The organism is Moorella sp. E306M (genome assembly GCF_006538385.1).
Taxonomy (GTDB): domain Bacteria; phylum Bacillota; class DSM-521; order Neomoorellales; family Neomoorellaceae; genus Neomoorella.
The window spans coordinates 2,062,482-2,087,269 of record NZ_BJKO01000001.1 but is presented as its reverse complement, the minus strand read 5'-3'; the positions used below and the strand labels follow the sequence as shown (position 1 = coordinate 2,087,269).

Annotated in this window: 25 protein-coding genes; all 25 read right to left on the bottom strand. The window is 55.9% G+C overall.

Annotated features, from left to right (window positions below):
- Positions 1 to 34: 34 nt before the first annotated feature.
- The 25 genes from FLZ89_RS10780 to FLZ89_RS10660 all read right to left on the bottom strand — a co-directional run bounded on the left by FLZ89_RS10780 (position 35) and on the right by FLZ89_RS10660 (position 24,787).
- Positions 35 to 1,120 (bottom strand): 6-phosphofructokinase, encoded by a 1,086-nt coding sequence (locus tag FLZ89_RS10780; RefSeq protein WP_141304956.1) that lies wholly within the window; start codon positions 1,118 to 1,120, stop codon positions 35 to 37.
- Positions 1,121 to 1,155: 35 nt separating this feature from the next.
- Positions 1,156 to 3,033, bottom strand: coding sequence for a PHP domain-containing protein (locus FLZ89_RS10775; RefSeq protein ID WP_141304955.1), 1,878 nt, complete (start codon positions 3,031 to 3,033; stop codon positions 1,156 to 1,158).
- A complete protein-coding gene (locus FLZ89_RS10770) occupies positions 3,030 to 3,305 on the bottom strand; it encodes a cell division protein ZapA (protein ID WP_141265124.1) in 276 nt (91 codons plus the stop codon). Before FLZ89_RS10770 ends, FLZ89_RS10775 begins: the two co-directional genes overlap by 4 nt.
- A gap of 80 nt (positions 3,306 to 3,385) precedes the next feature.
- The gene (gene pheT / locus FLZ89_RS10765) at positions 3,386 to 5,794 is read right to left on the bottom strand and encodes a phenylalanine--tRNA ligase subunit beta (protein ID WP_141304954.1); all 2,409 of its coding nucleotides are present in this window, start codon (positions 5,792 to 5,794) and stop codon (positions 3,386 to 3,388) included.
- Between the two features lie 14 nt (positions 5,795 to 5,808).
- A complete protein-coding gene (pheS, locus tag FLZ89_RS10760) occupies positions 5,809 to 6,831 on the bottom strand; it encodes a phenylalanine--tRNA ligase subunit alpha (RefSeq protein ID WP_141265126.1) in 1,023 nt (340 codons plus the stop codon).
- Positions 6,832 to 7,293: 462 nt separating this feature from the next.
- Positions 7,294 to 8,451 (bottom strand): PucR family transcriptional regulator, encoded by a 1,158-nt coding sequence (locus FLZ89_RS10750; protein ID WP_141265127.1) that lies wholly within the window; start codon positions 8,449 to 8,451, stop codon positions 7,294 to 7,296.
- Positions 8,439 to 9,131 (bottom strand): 4Fe-4S dicluster domain-containing protein, encoded by a 693-nt coding sequence (locus FLZ89_RS10745; protein WP_141304953.1) that lies wholly within the window; start codon positions 9,129 to 9,131, stop codon positions 8,439 to 8,441. Before FLZ89_RS10745 ends, FLZ89_RS10750 begins: the two co-directional genes overlap by 13 nt.
- Positions 9,128 to 11,200 carry a molybdopterin-containing oxidoreductase family protein gene (locus FLZ89_RS10740; protein ID WP_216363881.1) on the bottom strand — a complete coding sequence of 691 codons (2,073 nt, stop codon included), beginning with the start codon at positions 11,198 to 11,200 and terminating at the stop codon, positions 9,128 to 9,130. The genes FLZ89_RS10745 and FLZ89_RS10740 overlap by 4 nt, the downstream gene beginning before the upstream one ends.
- A gap of 178 nt (positions 11,201 to 11,378) precedes the next feature.
- The gene (locus FLZ89_RS10735) at positions 11,379 to 12,200 is read right to left on the bottom strand and encodes a dimethyl sulfoxide reductase anchor subunit family protein (protein ID WP_141265130.1); all 822 of its coding nucleotides are present in this window, start codon (positions 12,198 to 12,200) and stop codon (positions 11,379 to 11,381) included.
- Positions 12,201 to 12,767: a 4Fe-4S dicluster domain-containing protein gene (locus FLZ89_RS10730; RefSeq protein WP_141265131.1), complete on the bottom strand. Its 567-nt coding sequence runs from the start codon at positions 12,765 to 12,767 to the stop codon at positions 12,201 to 12,203.
- Between the two features lie 5 nt (positions 12,768 to 12,772).
- Positions 12,773 to 14,995: a molybdopterin-dependent oxidoreductase gene (locus tag FLZ89_RS10725; protein WP_141304952.1), complete on the bottom strand. Its 2,223-nt coding sequence runs from the start codon at positions 14,993 to 14,995 to the stop codon at positions 12,773 to 12,775.
- Between the two features lie 30 nt (positions 14,996 to 15,025).
- Positions 15,026 to 15,202, bottom strand: coding sequence for a hypothetical protein (locus tag FLZ89_RS15725; protein ID WP_172613563.1), 177 nt, complete (start codon positions 15,200 to 15,202; stop codon positions 15,026 to 15,028).
- Between the two features lie 125 nt (positions 15,203 to 15,327).
- The gene (locus FLZ89_RS10720; RefSeq protein WP_172613562.1) at positions 15,328 to 15,768 is read right to left on the bottom strand and encodes an apolipoprotein A1/A4/E family protein; all 441 of its coding nucleotides are present in this window, start codon (positions 15,766 to 15,768) and stop codon (positions 15,328 to 15,330) included.
- A gap of 39 nt (positions 15,769 to 15,807) precedes the next feature.
- Positions 15,808 to 16,617 carry a TrmH family RNA methyltransferase gene (locus FLZ89_RS10715; protein WP_141304951.1) on the bottom strand — a complete coding sequence of 270 codons (810 nt, stop codon included), beginning with the start codon at positions 16,615 to 16,617 and terminating at the stop codon, positions 15,808 to 15,810.
- A gap of 1 nt (position 16,618) precedes the next feature.
- Complete coding sequence (locus FLZ89_RS10710) at positions 16,619 to 17,266, bottom strand: potassium channel family protein (RefSeq protein WP_172613561.1); 648 nt, start codon at positions 17,264 to 17,266, stop codon at positions 16,619 to 16,621.
- A 13-nt stretch (positions 17,267 to 17,279) separates the two neighbouring features.
- Positions 17,280 to 18,554 (bottom strand): TrkH family potassium uptake protein, encoded by a 1,275-nt coding sequence (locus FLZ89_RS10705; protein WP_253256466.1) that lies wholly within the window; start codon positions 18,552 to 18,554, stop codon positions 17,280 to 17,282.
- 192 nt (positions 18,555 to 18,746) lie between these two features.
- A complete protein-coding gene (rplT, locus tag FLZ89_RS10700; protein WP_141265136.1) occupies positions 18,747 to 19,112 on the bottom strand; it encodes a 50S ribosomal protein L20 in 366 nt (121 codons plus the stop codon).
- 15 nt (positions 19,113 to 19,127) lie between these two features.
- Positions 19,128 to 19,328 carry a 50S ribosomal protein L35 gene (gene rpmI / locus FLZ89_RS10695; RefSeq protein ID WP_141265137.1) on the bottom strand — a complete coding sequence of 67 codons (201 nt, stop codon included), beginning with the start codon at positions 19,326 to 19,328 and terminating at the stop codon, positions 19,128 to 19,130.
- A 25-nt stretch (positions 19,329 to 19,353) separates the two neighbouring features.
- On the bottom strand, positions 19,354 to 19,851 hold the full coding sequence (gene infC, locus FLZ89_RS10690) for a translation initiation factor IF-3 (RefSeq protein ID WP_216363880.1): 498 nt from the start codon (positions 19,849 to 19,851) through the stop codon (positions 19,354 to 19,356).
- A 231-nt stretch (positions 19,852 to 20,082) separates the two neighbouring features.
- The gene (locus FLZ89_RS10685; RefSeq protein ID WP_172613560.1) at positions 20,083 to 21,669 is read right to left on the bottom strand and encodes a putative bifunctional diguanylate cyclase/phosphodiesterase; all 1,587 of its coding nucleotides are present in this window, start codon (positions 21,667 to 21,669) and stop codon (positions 20,083 to 20,085) included.
- Between the two features lie 134 nt (positions 21,670 to 21,803).
- On the bottom strand, positions 21,804 to 22,598 hold the full coding sequence (locus FLZ89_RS10680) for a GGDEF domain-containing protein (protein WP_141304947.1): 795 nt from the start codon (positions 22,596 to 22,598) through the stop codon (positions 21,804 to 21,806).
- Positions 22,599 to 23,222, bottom strand: a complete 624-nt coding sequence (locus FLZ89_RS10675; RefSeq protein WP_141304946.1) for a SpoIIE family protein phosphatase — start codon at positions 23,220 to 23,222, stop codon at positions 22,599 to 22,601. It abuts the gene before it with no gap.
- Complete coding sequence (locus tag FLZ89_RS10670) at positions 23,219 to 23,671, bottom strand: ATP-binding protein (protein WP_253256465.1); 453 nt, start codon at positions 23,669 to 23,671, stop codon at positions 23,219 to 23,221. The genes FLZ89_RS10675 and FLZ89_RS10670 overlap by 4 nt, the downstream gene beginning before the upstream one ends.
- A 17-nt stretch (positions 23,672 to 23,688) precedes the next feature.
- On the bottom strand, positions 23,689 to 24,051 hold the full coding sequence (locus tag FLZ89_RS10665; protein ID WP_141265142.1) for an STAS domain-containing protein: 363 nt from the start codon (positions 24,049 to 24,051) through the stop codon (positions 23,689 to 23,691).
- Positions 24,041 to 24,787 carry an STAS domain-containing protein gene (locus tag FLZ89_RS10660; protein WP_216363941.1) on the bottom strand — a complete coding sequence of 249 codons (747 nt, stop codon included), beginning with the start codon at positions 24,785 to 24,787 and terminating at the stop codon, positions 24,041 to 24,043. The genes FLZ89_RS10665 and FLZ89_RS10660 overlap by 11 nt, the downstream gene beginning before the upstream one ends.
- Between the last annotated feature and the right edge of the window lies 1 nt (position 24,788).

Here is a 24,788-nt window from a genome sequence, read left to right as displayed (position 1 = left end):
GAACAGAAAAACGAGGCTGTTGACATAAATGCCGCTAATCATCTCCAAAGCTGATCCCTATAGCCCGCGCCGTGGCCAGGAGCTGGTGATCTAGAGGTATGGTCCGGGGTTTCCCGACGGCTGCTTCCAGGGGGACATGAGAAATATCGTTACCCCGCAGGCAGACCATCACACCGTGAATGCCTTTAACGGCGAGCTCCGCTGCCGCCACGCCGAAGCGGGTGGCCAGTACCCGGTCGTAGGACGACGGCGAGCCGCCCCGCTGGATATGGCCCAGAACGGTCACCCGGGTTTCGATGCCGCTCTTTTCTTCGATTAGCTTCCCTACCAGCTGGCCGATGCCTCCCAGGCGCACCCGCTCTACACTGCCCTCCACCGTCCGTTGGACAACCAGTTCTCCCTCCGGCGACTTGACCCCCTCGGCGACAACGACGATGCTGAAAGGTTTACCCTCGGCCCGGCGGGCTTCTATTTTTTTCAACACGCTTTCAATATGCCAGGGGATTTCCGGTATCAGGATGACATCGGCCCCGCCGGCCAGGCCGCTGTAGAGGGCGATCCAGCCGGCATAGCGGCCCATGAGTTCCAGGACCATGACCCGGTGATGGGATTCGGCCGTGGTATGCAGCTTATCCAGGGCCTCGGTTGCCGTCCTCACCGCCGTGTCGAAGCCGAAGGTCTGGTCGGTGGCCGCCAGATCGTTGTCGATAGTTTTAGGAATACCGATCACCCGTGCCCCCCTGGCTTTAAAATCCTTGGCCCCGGCCAGGGTACCGTCACCACCCACTACCAGCAGCACTTCGATGCCCATTTGCTCCAGGCGGGTTATGGCCTTATCTGACATATCACGGTAAGTAACCTCACCGTTTTCTTTAACGGGAAAGTAAAAGGGATTGCTGCGGTTGTTCGTCCCCAGGATGGTACCGCCCCGGTGGAGAAGGCCGGAGATGGCCGGCGGGTCCAGTTTGATATAACGTCCTTCTACTACCCCGGTATAGCCGTCCAGGAAACCGAACATTTCGTAACCATGGCTATAGGCAGTTTTGGTCGCCGCCCGGATGACGGCATTGAGGCCGGGACAGTCTCCCCCGCCGGTGAGAATGCCTAGACGTTTGGGCATGAGATAACCTCCTTATGATACCAATCCCAGCATCGCTATTTCCTGTCTCTTCCCCGGTTGCGCTTCAGCCTGGCCAGCAACCGTTCCAGTTCCCAGGTGTTGACTACATTCTCCGGTTCCAGCCAGCCGCGCCGGGCGGTAAGGACGCCATATTCCATGTCTGCCAGACGGATGGAATCATGGGCATCCGTATTGATAGCTATAGGTACATCGTATTCTTTGGCCAGGCGTACGGCCGTATCATTTAAATCCAGCCGGTCGGGGCTGGCATTGATCTCCAGGATGGTACCCGTCTCCGCTGCCAGCTCAATAATCCTGGTTACATCTACGGCGTAGGGCCGGCGCCGTCCCAGCATGCGGCCGGTAGGATGACCTAGAATATCTACGTAAGGATGGCGCAGGGCCGCCTCCAGCCGGGCCATCATCCGCTCCTCTTCCTGGCGGAAGCCGGAATGGACGGAAGCGATCACCAGATCAAACTCCTTTAAGATTTCATCCTCATAATCCAGGCTGCCGTCGGCCAGGATATCGACTTCAATCCCGGCAAGGATGGTAATATCTTTCAACTCTTCGTTCAGCCGGGCTATTTCCTCCCGCTGGGCCTTTAACTGTTCGACGCTCAAGCCCCGGGCCACCACCAAAGAGCGGGAGTGATCGGTAATGGCAATATACTGGTAACCCCGCCTGCGGGCTGCTGTTGTCATGGCGGCAATGGTTTCCACGCCATCGCTGTAGCGGCTATGCATGTGGAGGTCTCCGCGGATGTCGGCCAGGGTAATTAAGCGGGGCAGTTCACCTTTCACGGCGGCTTCTATTTCGCCTCGATCCTCCCGTAATTCCGGCACTATATAAGGTAAACCCAGGCGATGGTAAAAAGCAGCCTCCTCTGCCTCGCTCCCAGATGGAGTTGCTTCAATCCCTCTAACCCCAGCAGGAGTAGCTCCAGCTTTAGAAGGGATTGAGGCCCGGTCCTCCGGGCTAAATGACGGCCGGGAAGCTATAGCCGTATCTCCATATTCTCCGGCGAGTACTGCTTCCTCTTCGGCCAGCCAGCGGGAGGTAGTCAGACCAATATCGGCAACCTTCAACCCACGCCCAGCTGCCAGACGCAGCAGCCCCTTCCGGTGGGCTTTAGAGCCGGTAGCATAAAATACAGTGGCCGCAAATTCTTTCGGCGGAACCAATATGATTTCCACTTTCAGCCCCAGGGTCGTCCTTAAGGAAAGGCGATCCGGCTCCCATGCCAGGACTTCCTTCACCCTGGGGTGCCGGGTCATGACGTCCGCCACCTGGTGGCCGGGCTGCACGGCTACCACCAGGTCGACATCGCCCACCATTTCCCGGCCGCGGCGAACGCTGCCGGCTATGGCCACCCTCTCAACCCCTGGTATGGCCAGGATCTGGTCTTGCAGGAGCAGGGCCAGGGGCCTGGCTATTCCCAACGGCACCTGCTCCTTTACTTCTTTTAACATTTCCACGCCCCGCAGGATGGCCAGCTCGGTCTTGCTACCCATGCCGGGCAGGGTCCTGATACGCCTCTCCCGGGCCGCTGTTTCCAGCTCTTCCAGGGTGGTAATGCCCAGGCCCTGGTAGATCTGGCGTACAGAGCGGCTGCCCAGACCGGGTATAGCCAGCATTTCCCTCAAGCCCGGCGGTACTTCCCGGCGTAAATTTTCCAGGAAAGTGGACCGGCCCGTGGTTAACAATTCGGCGATTTTTTTGGCCAGGTTTTTCCCCACTCCCGGGATCTCCTCCAGGGCATCCCGGGCATAAAGGGAGGCGGCCTCTTCTTCCAGGTTTTCCAGGGCCCGGGCGGCGCGGTGATAGGCGCGGACTTTAAAGGGGTCTTCCCCCTTTAATTCAAGTAAATCACCCATTTCTGTTAATGCCCAGGCAAGCTCCAGGTTGGTCAACCCCGTTTTTCCTCCTGTATCAATTTTACCAGGGTTTCATAATCCTGCTGGACTTTATAAAGTTCATCGGCAATATTCAGGGCGGCAAGCACGGCAACCTTTACTGGAGGATAATGGGGGAACTTCTGGTTAACCTGGCGCATCTTTTTGTCTACGTACGAAGCCAGCATCTGGATGTATTCCGGCGCTTCCCCCTTAACCACGTATTCCTGCCCGTTGATGTTGACCGTGGTTCGGTCTGGTGCAGCCAGCGGCTTTTCCGCCTGAAGCAAGTTTACCCCTCCCTTTGCCTGGATATATTTTTGTTTGTTCGCCTTTACCCGTAGAAAATCCTGCCAGAGGTTAAAATTCACTAACGCAGCCTGGCGCCCAGGCGTTCCTCCAGGGCCCTTTGAATCCTTTCCTGGGCGGCATTCACCTCGGCATCCGTAAGGGTCCGGTCCGGCAGCTGGTACACCAAGGAATAAGCCAGGCTTTTATATCCGGCCGGGACAGGAGCTCCCCGGTAGACATCAAAGAGAGTGCAGCCTTTAAGCTGGTCACCCCCCGCTTCCCTGATGACTTCTTCTACTGCTGCCGCGGGGAGATTTTCCTCTACCACCACCGCCAGGTCCCTTTCCACGGCCGGGAAACGGGGTAACGGTTCGTAACCCACCTGCCTCTGGTTTAAACTGCCTGCATAATCCCAGTCCAGCTCGAAGACACAGGCCCTGGCCGGTAAATCAAAAGCCGCCAGGACGTCCGGGTGCAGCTCGCCTATGAATCCCAGGATTGCCTCCCCGGCCTTGATATTTGCCGCCCGGCCGGGATGGAGGAAGGGAATAGTAGCCGTAGCTTCCCAGGTGATGCCTTTGATTTTGACCCTGGCCAGGATATTTTCTACTATACCTTTTAGATAGAAGAAATCCATCTCACCTGCCGGCCAGTTCCAGCCGCGGCCGGTAGTCCCCATGACCAGCCCGCCCAGGCGTAAGGGTTCTACCGGTAACTGCCGGCCCGCAGGAATAAATACCCGGCCCAGTTCGTAAATGGCCACCGGCAGCACCCGGCGGCTGGCATTGCGCCCGGCCACCTCCAGCAAACCGGGTAAGAGGGAAGGCCGCATAATACTTTGCTCATCCCGTAAGGGGTTATGGATTTTTACTACCCGCCGCCAGGGATGATCGGGTGGGAGCTGCAACTGATCCAGGGCGCGGGGACCGATAAAGCTGTAGGTAACGACTTCCACGAGGCCGGCCGTTGCCGCCGCCTCCCGGCCGGCTTCCTCCCAGCGCTGGGCCGGAGTCTGCTTTTCCAGCGCAGTGATATTCCCCGGCAGGGTCACCGGGATGTTATCATAGCCGTACAGCCGGGCAATCTCTTCCACCAGGTCGATTTCCCGGGTCAGGTCGCCCCGGTAGGCCGGAACTGTTACCTGGAAAGGCCCTTCCCCGCTGACTTCCAGGTGGAGGCGCTCCAGGAGTTCCTTCATGGCCGCTGGCGTAAGGGTAGTCCCCAGGAGATAGTTTACCCGTTGCGGTCTTAAAAGTATGGTCACCGGCTGGCGCTTCCTTACATAGCAATCCAGCCGGCCCCGGGCCACGCTGCCGCCAGCCAGTTCAGCCATCAGCTGGGCCGCCCGGTCGGCAGCTGCGGCTGCCCCTTCCAGGTTCACACCCCGTTCAAAACGGGTCGAGGCTTCCGAGCGCAGGCCCAGCTTGCGGGAAGTGCGGCGAATGGAAGCGCCGTCGAAGTGGGCAGATTCGATCAGAATGTTGGCCGTCTCCAGGGTAACCTCTGTCTCCAGACCGCCCATGACGCCGGCTACGGCCACAGGCCGGGCAGCATCGGCAATGACCAGCATTTCCGGATCCAGTTCCCGCTCCACATCGTCCAGAGTTTTTATTTTTTCCCCTGCTTCGGCCCGGCGGACGATAATGCGGTGCTGCTGCAGGAGGTCGTAATCAAAGGCATGTAAAGGCTGTCCCATCTCCAGCATGACAAAGTTGGTTATATCCACCACGTTATTAATCGGTCGCATGCCGGCGGCCCGTAAACAGGCCTGGAGCCAGGCAGGTGAGGGGCCGATGCGCACATTGCTCACCAGGCGGGCTACGTAACGGGCGCACAGGTCGGGAGCTTCGATTTCAACTGCCGCGAGATCCTCGATGCGCCGCCCGTCTTCCCGGACGGCAATTTCCGGCAGGCGTAAAGGGGCACCGGTAAGGGCCGCCACTTCCCGCGCAACGCCCAAAATGCTCAGGCAGTCGGCCCTGTTAGGAGTGAGTTCCAGCACCAGAACGACATCATCGAGCCCCAGAACCTTAGCTACATCAGCGCCCGGGAGAGTATCGGGCGGCAGGGTAAGGACCCCTTCCCGGTCGGCCGGGGAGACGAGGTTGGCATCCAGCCCCAGTTCCTGGGCCGAGCAGAGCATACCTTCAGAAGTTACACCGCGGAAGGTGGCCCGGCGAATCTCCCTGCCTCCAGGTAACTTTGCTCCCTCCAGGGCTACCGCCACCTTCTGGTCTATATAAACGTTGGGGGCTCCTGTTACCAGCTGCAGTTCCCTACCGGTATCGACCCGGCAAATTACCAGATGTTCAGCATTGGGGTGGGGGGTAATAGACCTAATCTTCCCAACCACCACGCCTCGAAAATCCGGGGCCAGGCTTTCTATGTTTTCCACCGGCAGGCCGGCCATGGTAAGTTTCTCCGCCAGCTTTTCCGGCGGCAGGTCGATATCTACGTATTGCTTAAGCCATTTATATGGAACACGCAAGTACGATCACTCCTTTAAAACTGCCTTAAAAAGCGCAGGTCGTTTTCATAGAAGAGGCGCAGGTCATCAACGCCGTACTTCAGCATGGCCACCCGGTCTACCCCCAGGCCAAAGGCAAAGCCGCTCACCTCTTCCGGGTCATAGCCGGACATGCTTAAAACCCGGGGGTGAACCATACCGCAACCCAGGATTTCCAGCCAGCCGGTGTGGCCGCATGTCCGGCAGCCCCCGCCGCCACACATAACGCAGGATATATCAACTTCGGCGCTGGGCTCGGTAAAGGGAAAGTAACTGGGCCGGAACCGCACCTGAACCTGGTCACCAAACATCTGCCTGACAAAGGCCATCAAAGTACCTTTCAGTTCGCCAAAAGTTACCCTCTTATCCACCAGCAGGCCTTCTACCTGGAAAAACATGGGCGAGTGGGTGGCGTCATCGTCGCGCCGGTAAACCTTGCCCGGGGCGATAATACGGATGGGTAACTGGGGACGCCGGGCCTCCATGACCCGCACCTGAACGGGGGAGGTGTGGGTACGGAGCAGGACGTCCTCAGTTATATAAAAAGAATCCTGCATATCCCGGGCCGGGTGTTCTTTAGGAAGATTCAGAGCCTCAAAGTTGTAATAGTCGCTCTCTACCTCAGGGCCTTCGGCCACATCAAAGCCCAGGCCTATAAAAATGGTTTTGATTTCATTTAAAGTCTGATACAGGGGATGGCGGTAACCACGGGGAACAGGCCGTCCCGGCAGGGTTACGTCGATGGCCTCTGCCCGAAGACGCTCGGCCTGTTCCCGGCGCGAAAGGACTTCCTTAGCCTCCTGAAGGGCTTTTTCCAGTTCTTCCCGTACCTGGTTGGCCAGCTGCCCTACCCGGGGGCGCTCTTCAGGCGGAAGTTTTCCCATTCCCCTTAAAACCCCGGTCAGCTCCCCTTTCTTGCCCAGGTACTGAACCCTTAAAATCTCCAACTCTTCACTGCTGTTGGCGGCAGCCACCCGGGCCAGGGCTGCCTTCCTGATGGCTTCAATAGTTGCTAACATCTGCATCACCTCGGGTATGACAAAATAAAAAGCCTTCGCCCCTTCGGGACGAAAGCTTAAAAGATATCTTTTACCACCCCAAGTCTCCCGGCACCATCATGCCGCTCCCCTCTAACGGTGGGAACACCGGCTCGGCCTACTCTTTCTTTTCAGCCTGCTGCTCCCGGGCGAACTTCACGCGGCCTTTCCCCAGCAGCGCTTCCAGTCAACGACGCCGCCTCCCTGTGGGTTCCGTACCGGCTACTTTGCCCATTCATAGCATTTGGACGCTAATAACATTTTTGCCTACTGGGTAACCAATCTACGATAAATAATGTAAGCAGCTATAGAACCGGTTTTTTCGAACAGCCTCCAAAAGAACTCCGCCGACAGGAACAACCTATCACGACCTTTCCTGGAGCTTTTGGGGGTAACTTCTGGGTTAATTATAGCATAGCCCCACTGGCCGTGACAAGGCGGAGTTTACCCCCGCGCCCGACGTTTAAACAGGAGCCTGGCTTTGAGGGCGGCCAGGAGGTCCAGCTGGGTCTCCAGAGAGTGAATATTCACAGCGAGGATTTCTCCGATTTTTTGTAGGCGGTAACGTAGAGTGTTGGGGTGGAGGTAAAAGTGGCGGGCAATAGCCTGAAAGTCACCGTTAAACTGGAAGTACTTTTCCAGAACTTCCAGGTAGTTCGTCCCGTTCTCCCGGTCAAAGGCCTCCAGACGGCCCAGGGTTTGCTGGTAGTAGTCTTCCAGCTGGTGGGGCGTTAAATGGTAAAGGAGCTTTTCCACTCCAAGTTCGGCAAAAAAGACAAGTCCCGGCTCCCGGCGCAGTTTGCCTATTTCCAGGGCTATTTTAGCCTCCTGGAAACTTAAATACAGTTCGGTAGTGGAAGGGTAAAAAAGGCCTACTCCGCCGCCAACGAGCATTCCGGGGACGCAACGGGCCAGTTTTTCCTGCAGGGTGCTGAAAATTCCCTTTAACTTCTGGCCGGTGGCTCCCTTATCCTCGAGGGCGGGGATGATAATTACCAATTGCCGCTCCCGGGGCAGCAGGATGGCTTCCGGGTAATCCTCCCGGGCTATGGTGCTTGCCAGTTCTTGAAACTGGTCCTCCGGACCGGTCAGGAGTTCCACGACCATTAAGGCATGGGGCCGGTTTAAATCCCAGCCCCACAACTGCCCCCTGGCTACCAGGACTTCTTTGGATTCAAAGTTGTTGTAGAGGAGATCATAAACGAAATCGGCGCGGTGGCGCTTTTCGGCAGCAATGACTGCCTGATCCCTGGCCAGAGCCAGCAGGAGCAACCTGCTGACCTGGTCGATATTGGTGGCTACCGGTTGGGGAAGACCCTTTTCCCCCAGGGCCAGAAGGTAACCGTAATTAGTAGCACCGCTTTTTAAAGCCACCGCCAGATAAGTCCACCGGCCAAAGGCGGCTTCTTCCCGGCCAGGAGATAAACTGAAGGGCAGGTAACTGCCGACAGAGAACTGAACCGCATCGCTGGTTGCTATAACCTTTCCCCAGGGATTGCTAATGACAAAGACGGCCCTGAACTGCCGCCCCAGGTAATGAACGAGGCTTTCCAGGGTACTGCCTTTAATAATAAGATCTATCAAACCAGTCAAAATATCCATTTGCACTCTCCGTCCTTTGCGCCCCTTTTCCTGCCTGCCTCTCCCTGTCTGTCTTTCTTCTTTAACCTTTTTTGTATTATTTCCAAACTATCGGCTGTTATTTTGTAATAATTACAAACTTCCTCCTGCTGGACTTGCTGCCAGTAATGCCGGCTTTCTCCAGAGCGGTTTATTTGCAGGGAAGGCAGGGTTAAGGCTGGATCAGGCAAAAAAGCTACCCACTGGGAATAGGGGGCCTCGCCGGGATCACTTTCCCAGGTCATCATATTCAGGGCCCCGGTGGGGCAGGCGGCCACACAGGCCGGCTGCAACCCCTCGTCCAGGCGGGCCAGGCAGAAATTACATTTTTCTGCCTGGCGCGTTTCCGGATTATAGCGGGGGGCCTGGTAGGGACAGGCCTGGACGCAGGCCTGGCAACCCTGGCAGCGGCGGGGCAGGTGCAGGACCAAGCCGTCGCGCCGCTTCCAGTAGGCCTTTTCCGGGCAAACCCGGAAACACTCCGGGTTGCGGCAATGGTTGCAGGCAAGGGATACATAGTAACGGCGGCCGTCTTCTTCTCCTTCCCTTACCTGGCGCCAGTTGATACGGCTGGCTGTCCTGTGCTCGTTCTTGCAGGCCAGCTGGCAATTGCGGCAGCCAACACAGCGCTCCAGGCGCAGGGCAAAGGCTCTTTGCTTCACAAACGGCAGACCTCCACAAAGCAGTCGTAAAAGGCACAACCGGGAAAGCCGGTGGTAAGAATGCCCATATCGGTTGCCAGGGGAGACGTTAAAAAATTGACATTATAGTCCCCCGGCGAAAATAACCTTGTCCCCTGGTATTTATCTCTTCCGTACCAACCTTCATAGGCCACCACTACCGCCTCCGGCACACCCGGTTCTATCTTCGCCCTGGCAATTATTTCTCCCTGGCCGTTAAAAACCCGCACCACATCTCCTTCCGCCAGGTCTCGTTTCCGGGCCGCGGCGGGGTTGATCAGCACCACCGGTTCAGGATTAAGCGCCTGCAACCAATCCAGGTTTTGAAACTGGGAGTGGAGCCCGTACTGCTGGTGGGTGGTCAGGAGCTGCAGGGGGTATTCCGGCGGCGGCGAGGCTGGCCGTATATAAATGGGCAGGTTGGGTAGGCCCAGTTCACCCGCTCTGGCTGAATCCAGTTCTATCCTCTCCGGCAGTTCAGGCGGCCGGGCCTTACGCGGCCCGCTCAAAAGTTCCTGCCAGCAACTAATGCCAAAGAGTTCCTGCATGCGCCTGTCAAAGAGTTCATCCAGCCAGTCCCTTGCTTTTTTATGGCTAGGAAAGGTACTGCTGCCGGGGGATAACTCGTTTAGTTTATCCGCCAGGGCGGCAACTATCTCCAGGTCGCTCCAGCTTTCATACCAGGGTGCCAGGGCGGGCTCGTTAACGGCCACCCAGCGGTGCCAGTAGCTGGAAACAATATCCCAGGTTTCAAACAAGGAAGCCGCGGGCAGGACGATATCGGCCAGCCTGGCCGTGGGGGTCAGAAAGTGATCGACGACTACGATCATTTCTAAAGTATTTAAGGCCTGAGAGAGCAGCCGGGCACCAGCCTCCTGGGTGAGGGGATTGCGGCCGGCCACCCATAAAAATTTAACCGGTGGATCCTGGCAGTGCAGGAGTTCGGCGGCAAAATTGTTCATATTCAGGTAACGGTTGCCAGCCTGTCCTGGCGCCCCCGGCCCGCTTCCAACCCTGGGCCACGTATCCAGGTGAGCGTAATACACTCCCCCACCCCCGGTTCCCAGGTGACCGGTCAGGGCTGCCAGGGCATTGATGGCCCGGACGTTCTGGCCGCCGTTGGTGTGACGCTGCAGGCCGAAGCCGATCCAGATGGCTGCCGGCCGGCTGGTAGCATACATCTCCGCCAGTTCGGTAATGGCGGCAACCTCCAGGCCGGTTTCCCTGGCGGCCCAGTCCTGGGACAGCCCGGCCAGGTAGCTACGTAAGGCCGGCCATCCTGCCGCATAGCGGCTTAAGCCCTCTTCATCAAGACGCCCTCGCTGCCAGAGGTAGGCCAGGACACCCAGGGCCAGAGCTCCGTCAGTACCGGGTTTAATCTGCAAATAGTAATCGGCCCACTTTGCCGTCGCTGTAAAGACGGGGTCGATGACCACCACCCTGCCCCCCTGGTCCCGGGCCTGTTGCAGGAACGGCAGGGAATGAACCGCCGTCCAGGCAGGATTGGTCCCCCAGAGGATAATACATTTATTCCTGGCCAGGTCCTCGGGGTCGGGGCTGGTCACCCTGCCGAAGTCAAGGTAAAAAGCGTCAAGGCCTGCCGACCAGCAGGGTGAGCCCCCGGCCCGGGTGGTGGGGCCCAGGCTATCAAAAAAGACGTCTATTATATTTTGCAGCCAGCCGAAATTCCCCGAGTATTTATTTAAAGCAACTGGGAGGGTGCTGCCATACCTGGCTTTAAGGTCCAGGATGCTGGTGGCAATAAGTTCCAGCGCTTCCTCCCAGGAAAGGCGTTGCCAGTTGCCGGAACCCCGGGGATACTGGCGCAATGGGTAGCGCAGCCGCTCCGGGCTATGCACCCGGCGGCTGTAGGCGTAACCCTTGGCGCAGAGACGACCCCGGGTATAGCCGTGCTGTGGGTCTCCTTCCAGTTTGACTACCCGGCCGTCTTCCACATAAGTCAGCATGGCGCAGGCGTCGTAACAGTTACAGGGACAGGCAGAACGGTAAACAGGCACACCCACCACCCTTTCTCCCATCCCTCTCTTCAATACTATTTTACTTTATTTTGATTCCTTCTGTCCACAGTTCCCGATTAACTAAAACCCCTCGCAGCCGCAGGCATCAGGCAGCTTCGCAACCATGCCGGCTCCGTGATTAACAAAAACCCCTCGCAGGGGAGGGGTTGCAACCGCAGGTAAGGAACAGGGCCTTCCGCTAATTTTAGAACTAACCGATGGCCAGTGGTACTGCTGTACCGTAGAAAAGGGCCCGGCCGATCAATTCTCCCGCCAGGAGAAGGAGCAGGAGGACCAGGGAGAGGGATAGAGAGCCCCTTTCCTGCCGGCGTAACTGATAACTGACGGCCAAAGGTGCCAGCCACCCGGCCAGGACCCGTAGCCACCACCATGGGCTGGCCAAAAGAGTGGTCAAGGTCAGCCGGGCTTCCGGCCCCGCTGCGGCCAGGAAGGTTAGGTATGACAGCGAGCTGATGATACTCAGGAGCAAGAGCGAGACCAGAGCCCGGCTGGCGAGGCCGCCTTCCAGCCATGGGGCGAGGCCGGGGAGCAACTGCTCGAGGCACATCCCCAGGGCCGGGCCCAGTAGTAAGGCTGTCAGGAAAAAGGTAAGGACGGTATGAAAGTTATACCAGGCCGGGCGAGCCGGCAGGACATAGATGAGGGCACTGGCCAGCACCCCCAGGAGGCCGCTGGCCAGGGCCAGGACGGCAGCCAGCCGCGCCAGGGGCTGCTTTCCTCCCTTTGCAGCCAGGTAAGCTGCCAGGAGCAAGAGAAAACACAGGCTGAAAAGCAGGACTTCCCGGCTCAGCCAGGAGGAAGCCAGGTGGGTCAAGGCCCGGTAGGCGTTTTCCGGGTGGCCGAGGTGGCCCAGGGAGATAACCATTGCTGTCGCTAAAATCCCGGCCGGCAGGAGATAGGTCCATCTGGGATTAGCTTTACCGGCTGCACCTGGAACCACCATGACCAGGTAGCCGACGGCCATTTGCGCGAAGATGGTGAAAAAAACCAGGGGCCATTCCCAGTTTGTCATTCAAACATCCCTCCTGATCTGGACTCCGGCTCGCGGGGGTACGAAACGGACGGATGGCCGGGTAATAGTTATATCGGGAAATCCCGGCAGTTCTTTTACAGTGCCCGGCTCGGGGAAGGAATTGAGATCCTTTATGAGCTGCAGCGCCCCCACCGGGCAGGCGGCCACGCAGGCCGGCTCCTCATTGCGGTCTACCTTCTGGTAGCAGAGCTGGCACTTTTCCACCCGGCGGTCCTTTTCGTTGTACTGAGGGGCCCCATAGGGGCAGGCCATGGTGCACAGGCGGCAGCCGATGCAGCGGGCGTGGTCCTGGAGGACGATGCCGTCCTCGCGCTTGCTGTAGGCCCCCACCGGGCAGACCTTGAGACAGGCCGGGTCGGCGCAGTGGTTGCAGGCAAGGGACATAAAGTTGCGCTCCGGATAAGGGAGGCTGGCTTCCCGCTGCTGGTAGACCCGCCGCCAGCGGGGCTTGACCTCCGTTTGATATTCGTTTTTGCAGGCCATCTCACAGCTGAAGCAACCTATGCATTTTTCCGTATCCACCAGAAAACCCAGTTGCTTGGCCACGGCCCTCACCTCACTTTCTCGATATTAACGAAGTTATCATGGAAAGCCAGGCCGCGGTTACCGGTGGCCTTTTTGCCCATATCGCTGGGCACGGCTTTTACTGTGTAATTGATATTGTAATTGAGATCTTTGTACCAGGCCTCGTAGGCCACCAGGACCTCCGGTGCCATGGTGGCGGTAATCCTGGCCTTCAGGGTGACGTAACCGATTTCGTTATACACTTTAACCCAATCCCCGTCCTTGATCCCCTTGGCGGCAGCCGTAGCCGGGTGAATTTCCACATAAGGTTCAGGGCTGACATTCATCATCCAGTCGATATTCTGGAACTGGGAATGGAGGCCGTAGCGCCAGTGAGGCGTAAACAAGCGATAGGGGTATTCTGGCGACGGCTGCTTCTCCGGGACATATATCGGCAGGGCCGGCAGGCCGTATTTGGGGGCCTCGGATGATTTAATTTCGATTTTCCCGGAAGGCGTGCGGAATTTGCCGTCCGCCCAGGCCGCCGGGGGAAGTTTCGCTTTGCGCGGCCCCTTTTTCAGCTCGCGATAGTCGCTGATGCCCAGCAGGTCAAGCATTTTGGGGTTGAACTCCTTGCCCACCCATTCTTCCAGGTTGCCGCTGGTGGGATAAGTGCAGGAGCCGGGCTCCAGGGCGTTAAGTTTGGCCGCAAGCAACATGGCGATCTGCACGTCGTTTTTAGCTTCAAAATAGGGTTCAATGGCCTGCTCGTTAATCCCCACCCAGTAGTGCCAGTAGCTGGCGTTCACGCCGTACTCTTCAAAGTGGGTGGTGGCCGGCAGGACGATGTCCGACCAGGCGGCGGTGCGGGTTAAGAAGTGGTCCACCGTCACCACCAGGTCCATGGTTTCAAAGGCTTTCTGGACCACCTGGGGTTCGGGGTCCTGGGATAAAGGATTGCGGCAGGCGATCCAGAGCATCTTGATGGGCGGGTCGTTAGTGTTGAGCAGTTCGGCGCCAAAATTGTTGATGTTGATAAAGCGGTCGCTCATGGTGCCGTCGGGTTTCTTTACCCCGACCGCCCCGGCCGGTTTGGGCATGGTCATGGCCGCGTAATTAAAACCCCAGGTTTCCAGGTGGCCGTAGAGGGCGCCGCCCCCGCTCTTGCCCACGTTGCCGGTAATAGCCGCCAGGGCGTCGATGGCCCGGACGTTCTGGCCGCCGTTGGTGTGGCGCTGCAGGCCGTAACCGATCCAGATGGCTGCCGGTTTGGTGGTGGCGTACTCCCGGGCCAGGTCGGCGATTACCCCGGCCGGGATGCCGGTGGTTTTGCTCGCCCACTCCAGGGTCACTTCCCGGCGCAGGTATTCAAAGAATTCCTCCCAGCCGACGGCATTGGCCTTGAGGTATTCCACATCCACCCAGCCGTTGTCCAGGATGTGGCGAGCCATGCCCAGCGCCAGGGCCCCGTCGGTGCTCGGTTTAATCTGCAAATAGAGGTCCGCCTTGGCGGCCGTCTGGGTGACAATGGGGTCGATGGCGACGATCTTCGCCCCCTTCTCCCGGGCGGCGTAAATAAAGCGCATGGAATGGATAGAAGTCCAGGCCGGATTTACTCCCCAGAGGATAATATAACGAGAATTGACCAGGTCTTCCGGGTCGTTGTTCCAGAGGGTGCCGAAATCGTAGGTCTGGGCGTCGATACCAGCCGGCCAGCAAGGCGTTCCCAGGGCCCTGGTAGTATAACCGATACTGCTCATCATGCCTTCAATGCCGTAATGAAGAATATCAAAGTTGCCGGAATACTTATTCAGGCAGATGGGCAGGGTACTGCCGTACTCTTTTTTGATAGCCAGGATTTTCCGGGCGATTATTTCCAAGGCTTCGTCCCAGGAAATGCGCTGCCACTTGCCTGAGCCCCGTGGCTCCTGCTTCATGGGGTACTTGAGCCGGTCCGGGCTGTAGACCCGGCGGGTATAGGTATATCCCTTGACACACAGGCGCCCGTTGGTAAAGGTATTGACCGGATCGCCGCTGACTTTGCGTAAGACACCGTCCTTGACGTAACTTAGCATGCTGCAGGTATCATAACAGTTGCGGGGGCAAACATTGCGGAAAACTTTTGCACCGGCTCCTGCTTCCGGGTAGCCTGCCTCCACAGCGGCGGCGGGAGCAGCATATTTCAGACCACCATAGGCAGTAAGGGCAGTCAAAGCGCTGCCGGCGGCCAGGCCCTTCAGGAAAGACCGGCGGGTAAGCTGGTAAGCCATACTTCTTCACCTCCATTTACCCGGATGTTGCTAAATGTTGGGTTTACCGCTATCCGGCCCCTTGAAATTATCTTGGTAGATAACTCCCCGGTAATTGGGATCCGTGGGGCCGCTCTGGACGGACAAGGCTTTCTGGCTGCTGCCGCAGCCAACCAAAAAAAGGCTGAGGGCCAGCAGGATAAGTAAATATCGTAATCCCTTATTCACCTTTAACATCCCCCCCACTTGTTCTTGCTGTTACGTGAACATATTCGGGAAAATAAAAAATCCCCCTTTAGAAGAAATCAAAACTTTCTAGAGGGGGATTTGCAATTTATCCAAAGGCTAGCCTATCACTTGTACAGCAAAGTTGCTATGGTCCCGATAAAACCTACAGCAATGGTAATTACGGCGCTGATAGCCCAGAATCTGAGGTTACCAAGCTTGTCATCCAATGTGTCAATACGCTGGCTTAGCTTTTGCTCCACCGTTTCAATACGCTGACTCAGCTTTTGCTCCACCGTGTCAATACGCTGGCTCAGCTTTTGCTCCACCGCGTCAATACGCTGGCTCAGCTTTTGCTCCACCGCGTCAATACGCTGGCTCAGCTTTTGCTCCACCGCGCTGATGCGTTCCTCGGACTTTTGATCCCCATCCCGGATTTCTTTCGTCAATTTTTCATCTAGCCGGTCTAAACGCTGTAAAAGAAAGAAAAATTCCGGTGAAGCCAGGGTGCGTGGCGGTTCATTTGTAGCTGCTATTTCTCGCAAGCTCTCTTCCGGCATGGCGCTCACCCGCCTTCACCTCCATTCTAACCCAAAGTTTTCCTTAGATCAACGGCAAAAATCCTGCCGCTGGCGCAGGGCTTCGTACAAAAGGAGGGCCGCCGCTACGGCAGCGTTCAAGGACTCCACCGGCCCGACCATGGGAATGCCCACGCGGGCCGTAGCTGCGGCCAGCAATTCCCTTCCCGGGCCATGGTTCTCGCTGCCCACGGCCAGGGCCAGGGGGGGCCTTAAGTCCGCCTGCCAGAAAACTAAAGGCGCGCCGACGTCGGCCACTACCAGCTTTATCCCGCAAGCTTCCAATTCCCGCACCAGGGTAGCTGGCTCCACGCCGCTAACCACCGGCAGCTTAAAGGTGGCACCCATGGCCGCCCGGACTACCTTGGGGTTAAAGGGGTCAACGCTGCCGCGGGTTAAAATCAGTCCCGTAGCTCCAGCTCCCAGGGCTGTGCGCCAGATGGTACCCAGATTCCCCGGATCCTGCAGCCCGGCGGCCACCATTAGCAAAGGAGAAGGCCGGCTCAGGAGTCTTGTCAGGGAACTTGCCTGGAAGGGGGCTATAGCCACCACTCCCGGCGGCGTCACGGTCGTGCTGATGGCCTGCATCAATTCCTCCGTCACCGCCAGGCAGCGGTAGCCAGCCTCCTGCAGGCCGGCTACCAGCTGCTCTCCCCGCGGGGCGGCAAGAATTTGCGGGCTGTACAAAACTACTTCGAGGGGTATCCCGGCCTGCCGGGCTTCCTCCAGCAGGTGGATGCCCTCGATTAGATAAAGACCCCTTTTCTCCCGCCAGGAACGCTCCTTTAAAGAACGAGCCAGCTTCACATAACGGTTGGCTGCCGAAGTGATTAACTCCACCTTAGCTTTCCTGCAGCCTTTCCAGGGCTTTGTTCCGGCCTACCAGTACCATGATGTCGCCTTCTTCCACCACATCGTCGGCTCCGGGAGCAGCTAGTATTTTATCATTGCGTTTGATAGCCATAACGCTGACACCGTGCTGGGCGCGTAAATTCAGCTGCCCCAGGGTCTTACCCGCCACCCTTGCCGGGGCCACAATCTCCACAATGCTGTACTCCGGCGAAAGGTCGATATGCTCCAGGACGTTGCCAGAAGCAAGGGTATGGGCGACCCTGATTCCCATATCCCGCTCCGGATAAACGACTTTATCGGCACCGATTTTCGCCAGGACTTTACCGTGCAGGTCGTTCATGGCCTTGGCCACGACGCACTTGATGCCCATTTCCTTGACGATTAAAGTGACCAGGATATTGGCCTCGACATTTTCCCCAATGGCGACAATGGCTACGTCCACATTGCGAATGCCAGCCGCCTTCAAGGCTTCCTCATCGCGGGCATCAGCCTGGATGGCCGTGGTGACATCGTTCATGAGGGCCTCCACCTTGGCCTCGTCGCTATCAATGGCGATTACCTGGTGGCCCATGCGGGCCAGGGTGCGGGCTACGCTGGACCCGAAACGTCCCAGGCCAATGACGGCAAACTGTTTCACAACCCTGCCTCCTTTAGCCAACAATAATCCTCTCCTCAGGATAATGTTTTATTCCCTGGCGGCCCAGGCGCTGGGCAATGGCAAAGGCCAGGGTCAGGGGGCCTACCCGGCCGGTAAACATGGTAGCGGTAATAAGCAACTTGCCGGCCACTGTCAGCTTTGGCGTCAGTCCCATGGAAAGGCCGACGGTGCCAAAGGCTGAAGTTACTTCAAAGAGTACCATTTGCAAATCTGCCTGTTCGGTAATTAATAAAATGCCAGTTACGGTAACTATCAGGAGCAGGGAAACAGCAGCAATGGCCAGGGCCTTTAAGACTGTACCCCGGGGTAACCGCCGGCCGAATACCTCAATATCAACGTTACCCCGGATAATGGTCCAGACAGCCACGGCAATGGCCGCAAAGGTAGTTGTCTTGATACCGCCGCCGGTCGACCCCGGCGAAGCACCGATAAACATCAGGATGGTGATAAAAAGCAGGGTTACCGGCCTTAAGTCGCCGATTACGAGGGTATTAAACCCGGCCGTCCGCGGCGTCACGGCCTGGAAGTATGAGGCCAGGATCTTTTCTCCTAGAGGCAAAGGCGCCAGGCTTTTCGTGTTAGTATACTCCAGGAGAAAGATAATTACTGTGGCCGTAACGATTAGCAAAAGGGTGGTACGAATGACGATCTTGCTGTGCAGGGAGAGCCGCTGCCAGGAACGTTTGGTATAAATATCAGCTACGACGCTGAAACCCAGACCTCCAAAGATAATTAGCAAGGTAATAACCATGTTGACCAGCAAATCGCCCCGGTAATCAACCAAGCTCTTGGAAAAAAGATCAAAGCCAGCGTTGCAGAAGGCGGAGACGGCATGGAAGATACCAAAATAAATGGCCTGTCCCAGGGGCATCTGGCTGCTGAAACGGATACTTAAAAGCAACGCCCCCAGGCCTTCAGCAAACAGGGTAAAAATGAGGACATACTTGCTCAGGCGCACGACCCCTTCTACTGTCAGCTGGTTCATGGCTTCCTGCATGACCAGCCTTTCCTTCAGGGTGATACGCTTGCCCAGGAGCAGGGCGACCAGGGTAGATAGGGTCATAAAACCCAGGCCGCCGGTTTGAATTAAAGTGAGAATAACCAGTTCACCAAATAAAGAGTAAGTAGTCTGGGTATCAACTGTTACCAGACCGGTCACGGCCGTAGCCGAGGTGGCCGTGAACAGGGCATCAATAACCGCCACCGGTTGCCCACTCTGGCTGGCAATGGGGAGGCTTAAGAGGAGCGTGCCGGTGGCGATAACCACTGCGAAGCCAAGGGCTAAAACTTGCGGCGGCCGCAGGCGAAAGGGCCATTCCCGTATAATACTCGTATAGATTCACCTTCTTTTAGCACTAAGTACATCTTACCTCATTTTAAAGCTAGCCATGACTTTGTCAAGCACTAAGTTAAAGGCCAATTAGTTTTTAAAAAACTAATTGGCCTTTGACACCCTATTTTATGCTCCCAAACCCAACTTTTCTTTTGCCATATTCACCAGGCGGTTAAAACCTGCTACGTCGTTCACCGCCATGTCAGCCAGCATCTTGCGGTTAACTTCAACGCCGGCCTTTTTTAAACCGTTAATCAGGCGGCTGTAAGTAATGCCCTGCATCCTGGCTGCGGCATTAATGCGGGCAATCCAAAGCTTCCTGAAGTCGCCTTTGCGCTCCCGCCGGTGAGCGTAAGCATAGGCCAGGGATTTTAATACTTGTTCATTGGCGGGGCGGAATAATTTGGACTTAGCGCCAAAGTAGCCTTTGGCCAGCTTCAAGATCTTTTTATGGCGTTGGTGCTTGGTGACACCACGTTTTACACGGGCCATTTTTTTAACCTCCCTCTAAGCCTGGTAAGGCAAGAGCCGGGCAATACGCCTGCGATCGGTTCTATCGATTAAGGCGGGCTGGCGCAACCGTCTCTTGCGCTTTGGTGCCTTTCCGGCCAGCAAGTGACTTTTATAAGCCCTGGCGCGTTTTACTTTTCCCGAGGCTGTGACGCGGAACCTTTTGGCCGCGCCGCGGTGGGTTTTCATCTTGGGCATAATATCACCTCGAATAAATTTTCCCTTAAGCTTTGGGGGCCAGAATCATAACCATATTGCGCCCCTCTACTTTGGGCGGTTTTTCAATGGAGGCAAGGTCTGCCACCTGGTCGGCCAAGCGCTGGCACAGCTTCATCCCGAGGTCGGCATGGGCAATCTCCCGCCCCCGGAACATAACGGTCACCTTGACCTTATCACCATCTTCCAGAAAGCGGATGGCATTGCGCGCTTTGACCTGGAAGTCATGCTCTTCAATGTTGGGCCGCAGCTTTACTTCTTTAATGTTTATTATCCGCTGCTTTTTCCTCGCCTCGCGCTCCCGCTTGCTCTGCTCATATTTATATTTACCAAAATCCATGATGCGGCAAACTGGCGGTCGCGCATTGGGAGCCACTTCTACCAGGTCCAGGCCCTGTTCCTGGGCGATACGCAGGGCTTCTCGTGTTGGCATAATCCCTAGCTGCTGTCCATCAATGCCAACCAGGCGCACTTCCCGGGTCCGGATTTCTCCATTGACCCTCAAATCCTTGCTGATAATGCGTCACCTCCAGCTAGATTTACCGCCCAGTCAAAGACCTCCTTAAAAAATGAAGCGGGTGGATTCCACCCGCCAAAATTAGACCTTTTCCTGGGCAAACCTTACTGGCCCCGGGCCGTAAGGTGAGAAGCGAGTGGCTTCTACTTCCTGGGAAAGTATAACACAGAGGTGTGCCGGCGTCAATAAGTCCGTAGAGATTTGTGTCACCGTTTATTACTAAGGATTGCGCACCGGCTTGCCCAGGTAATAACCCTGCCCGTAGCGAATGCCAGCGCGGCGCAAAATTTCAGCCGCTTCACGGCTCTCTACAAACTCGGCCACTACCTCTATCGAAAGCCTTTGCAAAAGTCTTGCCATGTTTTCGACAATCAACCTGGTGCGTCCACTCCTGGTTATCTCACGCACCAGGGAACCCTCTATTTTGGCAAAGTAACAGTCAAAGTAACGAAGATAAAGGAATGAAGAAAAACCGCTGCCAAAATCGTCGATTGCCAGGCGCACACCAAGTTCGGTCAGCTCCCTGGCAAAAACATGTACAGCATTCATATCCCGCACGGCTTCTCGTTCGGTTATTTCGGCCACAATTTCTTCTGGACGGATGCCGTAGCGGTTGAACAGGTCAGCCAGGAAAGATGGAGTTTCTTTGTTCTCTACCTCGCGCATAGAAAAGTTAATAAAAAAAAGCATGTCCTTCGCCCAAGAGTTCGTTTTTTCCCGCATGGCCTGCTCTATAACTATCCTACCAATATCCTTCATAAGGCCAGATTGCTCAGCCGCCTCTACAAAAAGCCCGGCAGGAAGAAAATTTTCCCCTCTCTTCACGCGAGTAAGCACTTCGTAACCTACAGGCTTGCCAGTCTCTAAATCTACAATCGGCTGGTAAAAGGGAACGATCGCCCCTTCCGAGCGCAGGGCTTCTTGCAAGAGAAGAATTCTCTCATGAACTACAGTAGGATTAGTAACTCTATCGACCATCTCTATGAGCTGCGCCCGGTCCCCACCTTTCCTCTTGGCCGCTACCTGAGCAACCTCGGCGGCACACATAAGGTCGACCAGAGCTTGTCCATGATGGGGGAACGAAGCCACGCCAATACTGCTTGTAATGAAAATGCCCTCATCCCCCAAGGGTCGAATTTTTAGCTTAGCAATGCCCTGGCACAGCCCTTGCGCCTTTGCCAGCGCTTCATCAGGCCCTGTATCCATCAACAAAATTCCAAACTCGTCACCCCCTATGCGGGCAATGACATGATTGCCCGGGAGAGCTTCCAGCAGGAAGTCAGCCACAGCCCTAAGTACAATATCCCCTATGGTATAACCGTAAACGTCGTTAACCAACTTAAAATTATCAAGGGCTATCCAGCACAAAGAAAGCTCTCGTTTTGTGCGCCGCGCAAACTCGAGTGTCTCCTCCAACTCTTCTTCGAACTTGCGTCGGCTCAAAAGGCCTGTAAGAACATCTGCTTCCGAAAGCATCTGTATCTGGCGCACTACCTCCCCCTCGTATCCGAGGAGTAACAGGCCGAGGTCGAAAAGCAACGATGTCCCGCCGTACTTCAATCTTTGCAGTTCTCGCTCTGCGGATGGAAGAGCCGTGCCCAGTTCGTCATAGCAATGCCCTAAAAGGAGCGCGTAGGTTGTCACCAGTTGCTCCAGCGACACTTCTGTAGTGTGGAGCTCTCTACCGAGTTCTATCCGCCGCCGCAAGAGTTCCTCGTCATGGTTGCCAGCAAACAACGCCAAAAAGTCGCTCGCTACCTTGTACAGTTCCGCCTCGTTTGCCTCTTGCCCTACCCGCTCCAACATGGACCGCAGACGTCCGGCGTATGCTTGTGCTACTTTTTTGTTAAATTCTTTTCCCTTCGGGAAAAGTTGTCCAGCCTGGGATGTTAGTTCTTGCATGATTTCCTGTATTCCCTTGGAAAACCGCACCGCACGTCTCACCCCCCGATGTCGCCCTGGGCAAAAACCACCCTGTTTTTGCCCAATTCTTTGGCTCTATACATGGCTTCATCTGCTTGCCGGATTAGCTCATTGAGCTCGACAGGCCCCTGGCCGGTATACCCGGCAACACCTATACTTACCGTCAGACCCTCCCCAACCGGCAGCATCCTTTCCGCTACTATTTGGGCCCGAATTCGTTCCAGGGGAATCTTGGCCTTTGTAAAATCCGTCGCCGGGAGGACAATTACAAACTCTTCACCACCGAAGCGTACGGCCAAGTCATCATTCCGCAAACTTCTTTTGATAACGCCTGCTACGAAACGGAGTACTTCGTCGCCTGCCTGGTGGCCGTGCTGGTCATTGATTCGTTTAAAATCATCCAGATCGAGCATGGCCACAACAAGTGGCTTTTCCTGCTCTTGTGCTCTTTTGAGCATGCGGGGAAGCAAACGATAGAGGGCCAGCCGGTTATAAAGCCCGGTCAGATGATCGCGTTCGGCCCTTTCTTTCAGCTGGAGGAAGAACGTGTCAATAACTACCAGGATCTGGGCCAAAAATTCCGTTGCCCGCACTATATATATCCACTGCACGTTGTCACTGTCTTGCCTAATTCCCATGACCTCTCGGAAAGCGCGTGTGTGTACGTCCAAAATGTTAGCTGCCTGCACCTCGCTGTCATCTAGGTAGTGCGGCAACTTCTCATACGCTTCGAGAAGGAGCCCCTCCATAGCCCCCTGGAACATATAACGTCCAAGATAATTGCAGTAGGTTGAATAGAATTCTCCAGACACCTAAATATGCCTCCCTACCAGCACACTGGCATCGTCTTCAGCGATGCCATATTTCTCTACCACACGGCGCGCCATGGCTTCGCCTGTTTCCTCCCAGAGCCACGGCGAACCAGCGGGCGAAAAGCTGCGTTTGATCCCGTCGGTACAGGCCAGAAGAAGGGTGGGCGCTGAAAGCTCCAGCCGGCGGAAGACGGGATCAAACATCTTTTTGCCTACAATGCCTGGCTGCCCAATCAGGGCCTCCGTATCTTTTCGCGTTAGCACCCATCCCCTGATGTTTCCGATCAAGATATATTCTATCGTTTTCTGGTCAAGCATGGCTAAAAAAAGAGCGCATCCCCGTGTCTGTGAAGCTGCTTTATTCAAAACAGCGTATATCTCCTGCAGACTACCCCCGGCTTCTCTGAGTGCCCGTGCCAGGACTACTGCTCCTTGATGGGCACCTTCTCCATGGCCCAGTACATCTACTACGGCTACCATCACGTGGACATCCAATTCCTTAGCGTAACAAAGGTCCCCGTTCACTTTCTCCAGCCAGTGGGGGCGCGAATAAGCTGCTACTTCCCATCCGGAGCCTTCCCGGGCCTGTCGGCCAGTTCCCTGTTTTTCAACTTGTAATTTCAAAACTTGCGTCTCCTCTTTTCAAACATTACTGCGGTGCCCTTACCAACTTCAGAGACAATCTCAAAATAATCCACAAGGCGTTTTATTCCTGATAAGCCTATACCCAAGCTGCGCTCATATGTTGTGTAACCTTTTGTCAGAACGAGTTCTACGTCCTCAATACCCGGACCTTGATCAATCGCCACCGCCTGGATGATAGGCCCGCCGTTCTCCTCAAGACGTTTGCGGATCATTATTTTGCCAGTTTGCGCATAGCGGTAGATATTGCGCGCAAGTTCGGAAACCGCAGTGGCAATTTTGGTTACATCAGCAAGGGAAAAACCTGATTCCTGAGCAAGTTGCTTGGCCGTCTGCCTGGCTATGGCTATGTCTTCTTCCCGGGCAATGCGCACCACCACGTCAAAGTCGTCCGCCGGCATGGCCAGCAACTCTCTCACTTTCCGCGCCAAGACCACCTACTCCTCTCCTAAGGAGACCATACCAGAGCTAAAGCGTGCTCGAGGTCGCGGGCAACTAAAAAGCCTTGCAGTTCTATCCCCATTTGTGCCAGGGTCAGAGCCACAGGAGGCTGGATACCGCAGATCACCGTGCGGCAACCCATCAGGTGAGCCATCGCAGCAGTCTCTGAAAGGGTATAGGATATATAGCTGTCGATCACTTCTACCATCCGTACGTCCAAAATGATCGCCCGGACACGTTGCTCCTGAATTTCCGCCAGTAGCTGTGCTTGCAGCTTCTCCACAGTCTTATCGTCCAGGTCTATCTGTATGGGCACTAACAGACAGTCGGCAATCCTTATGGTTGGAACCACCTTTTCTTTAAATGTCATCGGGTTCTCCACCTTCGCGCGTCAAACTACTACTATGCCCCAATGCAATTTGTTTGCGTTGCCTTTTCTCCTCTTCGAGCATAGCTATAGCCTTGCGGAGAGCGTCTTCGAGGTCACGCGCTATCGCCACCATACGGAAATCTACGCCTAACTTAACCAGGGTGTGGGCGATTTCAGGCTTAATGCCAGTTAAGATAACCTCTGCTCCCAGTAGCTTCACCGCGCTAAACATTTCAATAAGAAAACCTCCTGCTGCCGTGTCAATCATGGGCACCCCGGTGACGTCCACAACAACCATTTTGGCCCGCGTGCTACTGGCGCGCTCCAAGAGCCTTTCTGCTATAGCCTGCGCCCGGTCAGTATCTAGACTGCCAATCAGCGGCAGTAGCAGTACCTCACTCCAAATGCGAATAATCGGCGCTGCCAACTCTGAAAGCATGTCCTCAAGCCTGTGAATCACCTGTTCCCTATCGTGGGTTAGCTTACCGCAGAGTTCCAGAACCAGCGGTAAAAGTTCATTTGTTGGGAAAGATGGTACACGCTCAATAACAAGCTTCAGTTTTTCCCCAAGGGTGGTTTCGCCTAATTCCTGAAGCAGTCCAGATAGGGGTTCTCGCAAAGTTTCGCGCAGATTATTTCCGGTAGCCCCCGAAACAGCTATTAATAAAAATTTGTGCCACAGTTTCTCTTCCTGCTCATTTCTGCCCAGTTCTTTGGCCAGCATTTCCAATTGCATC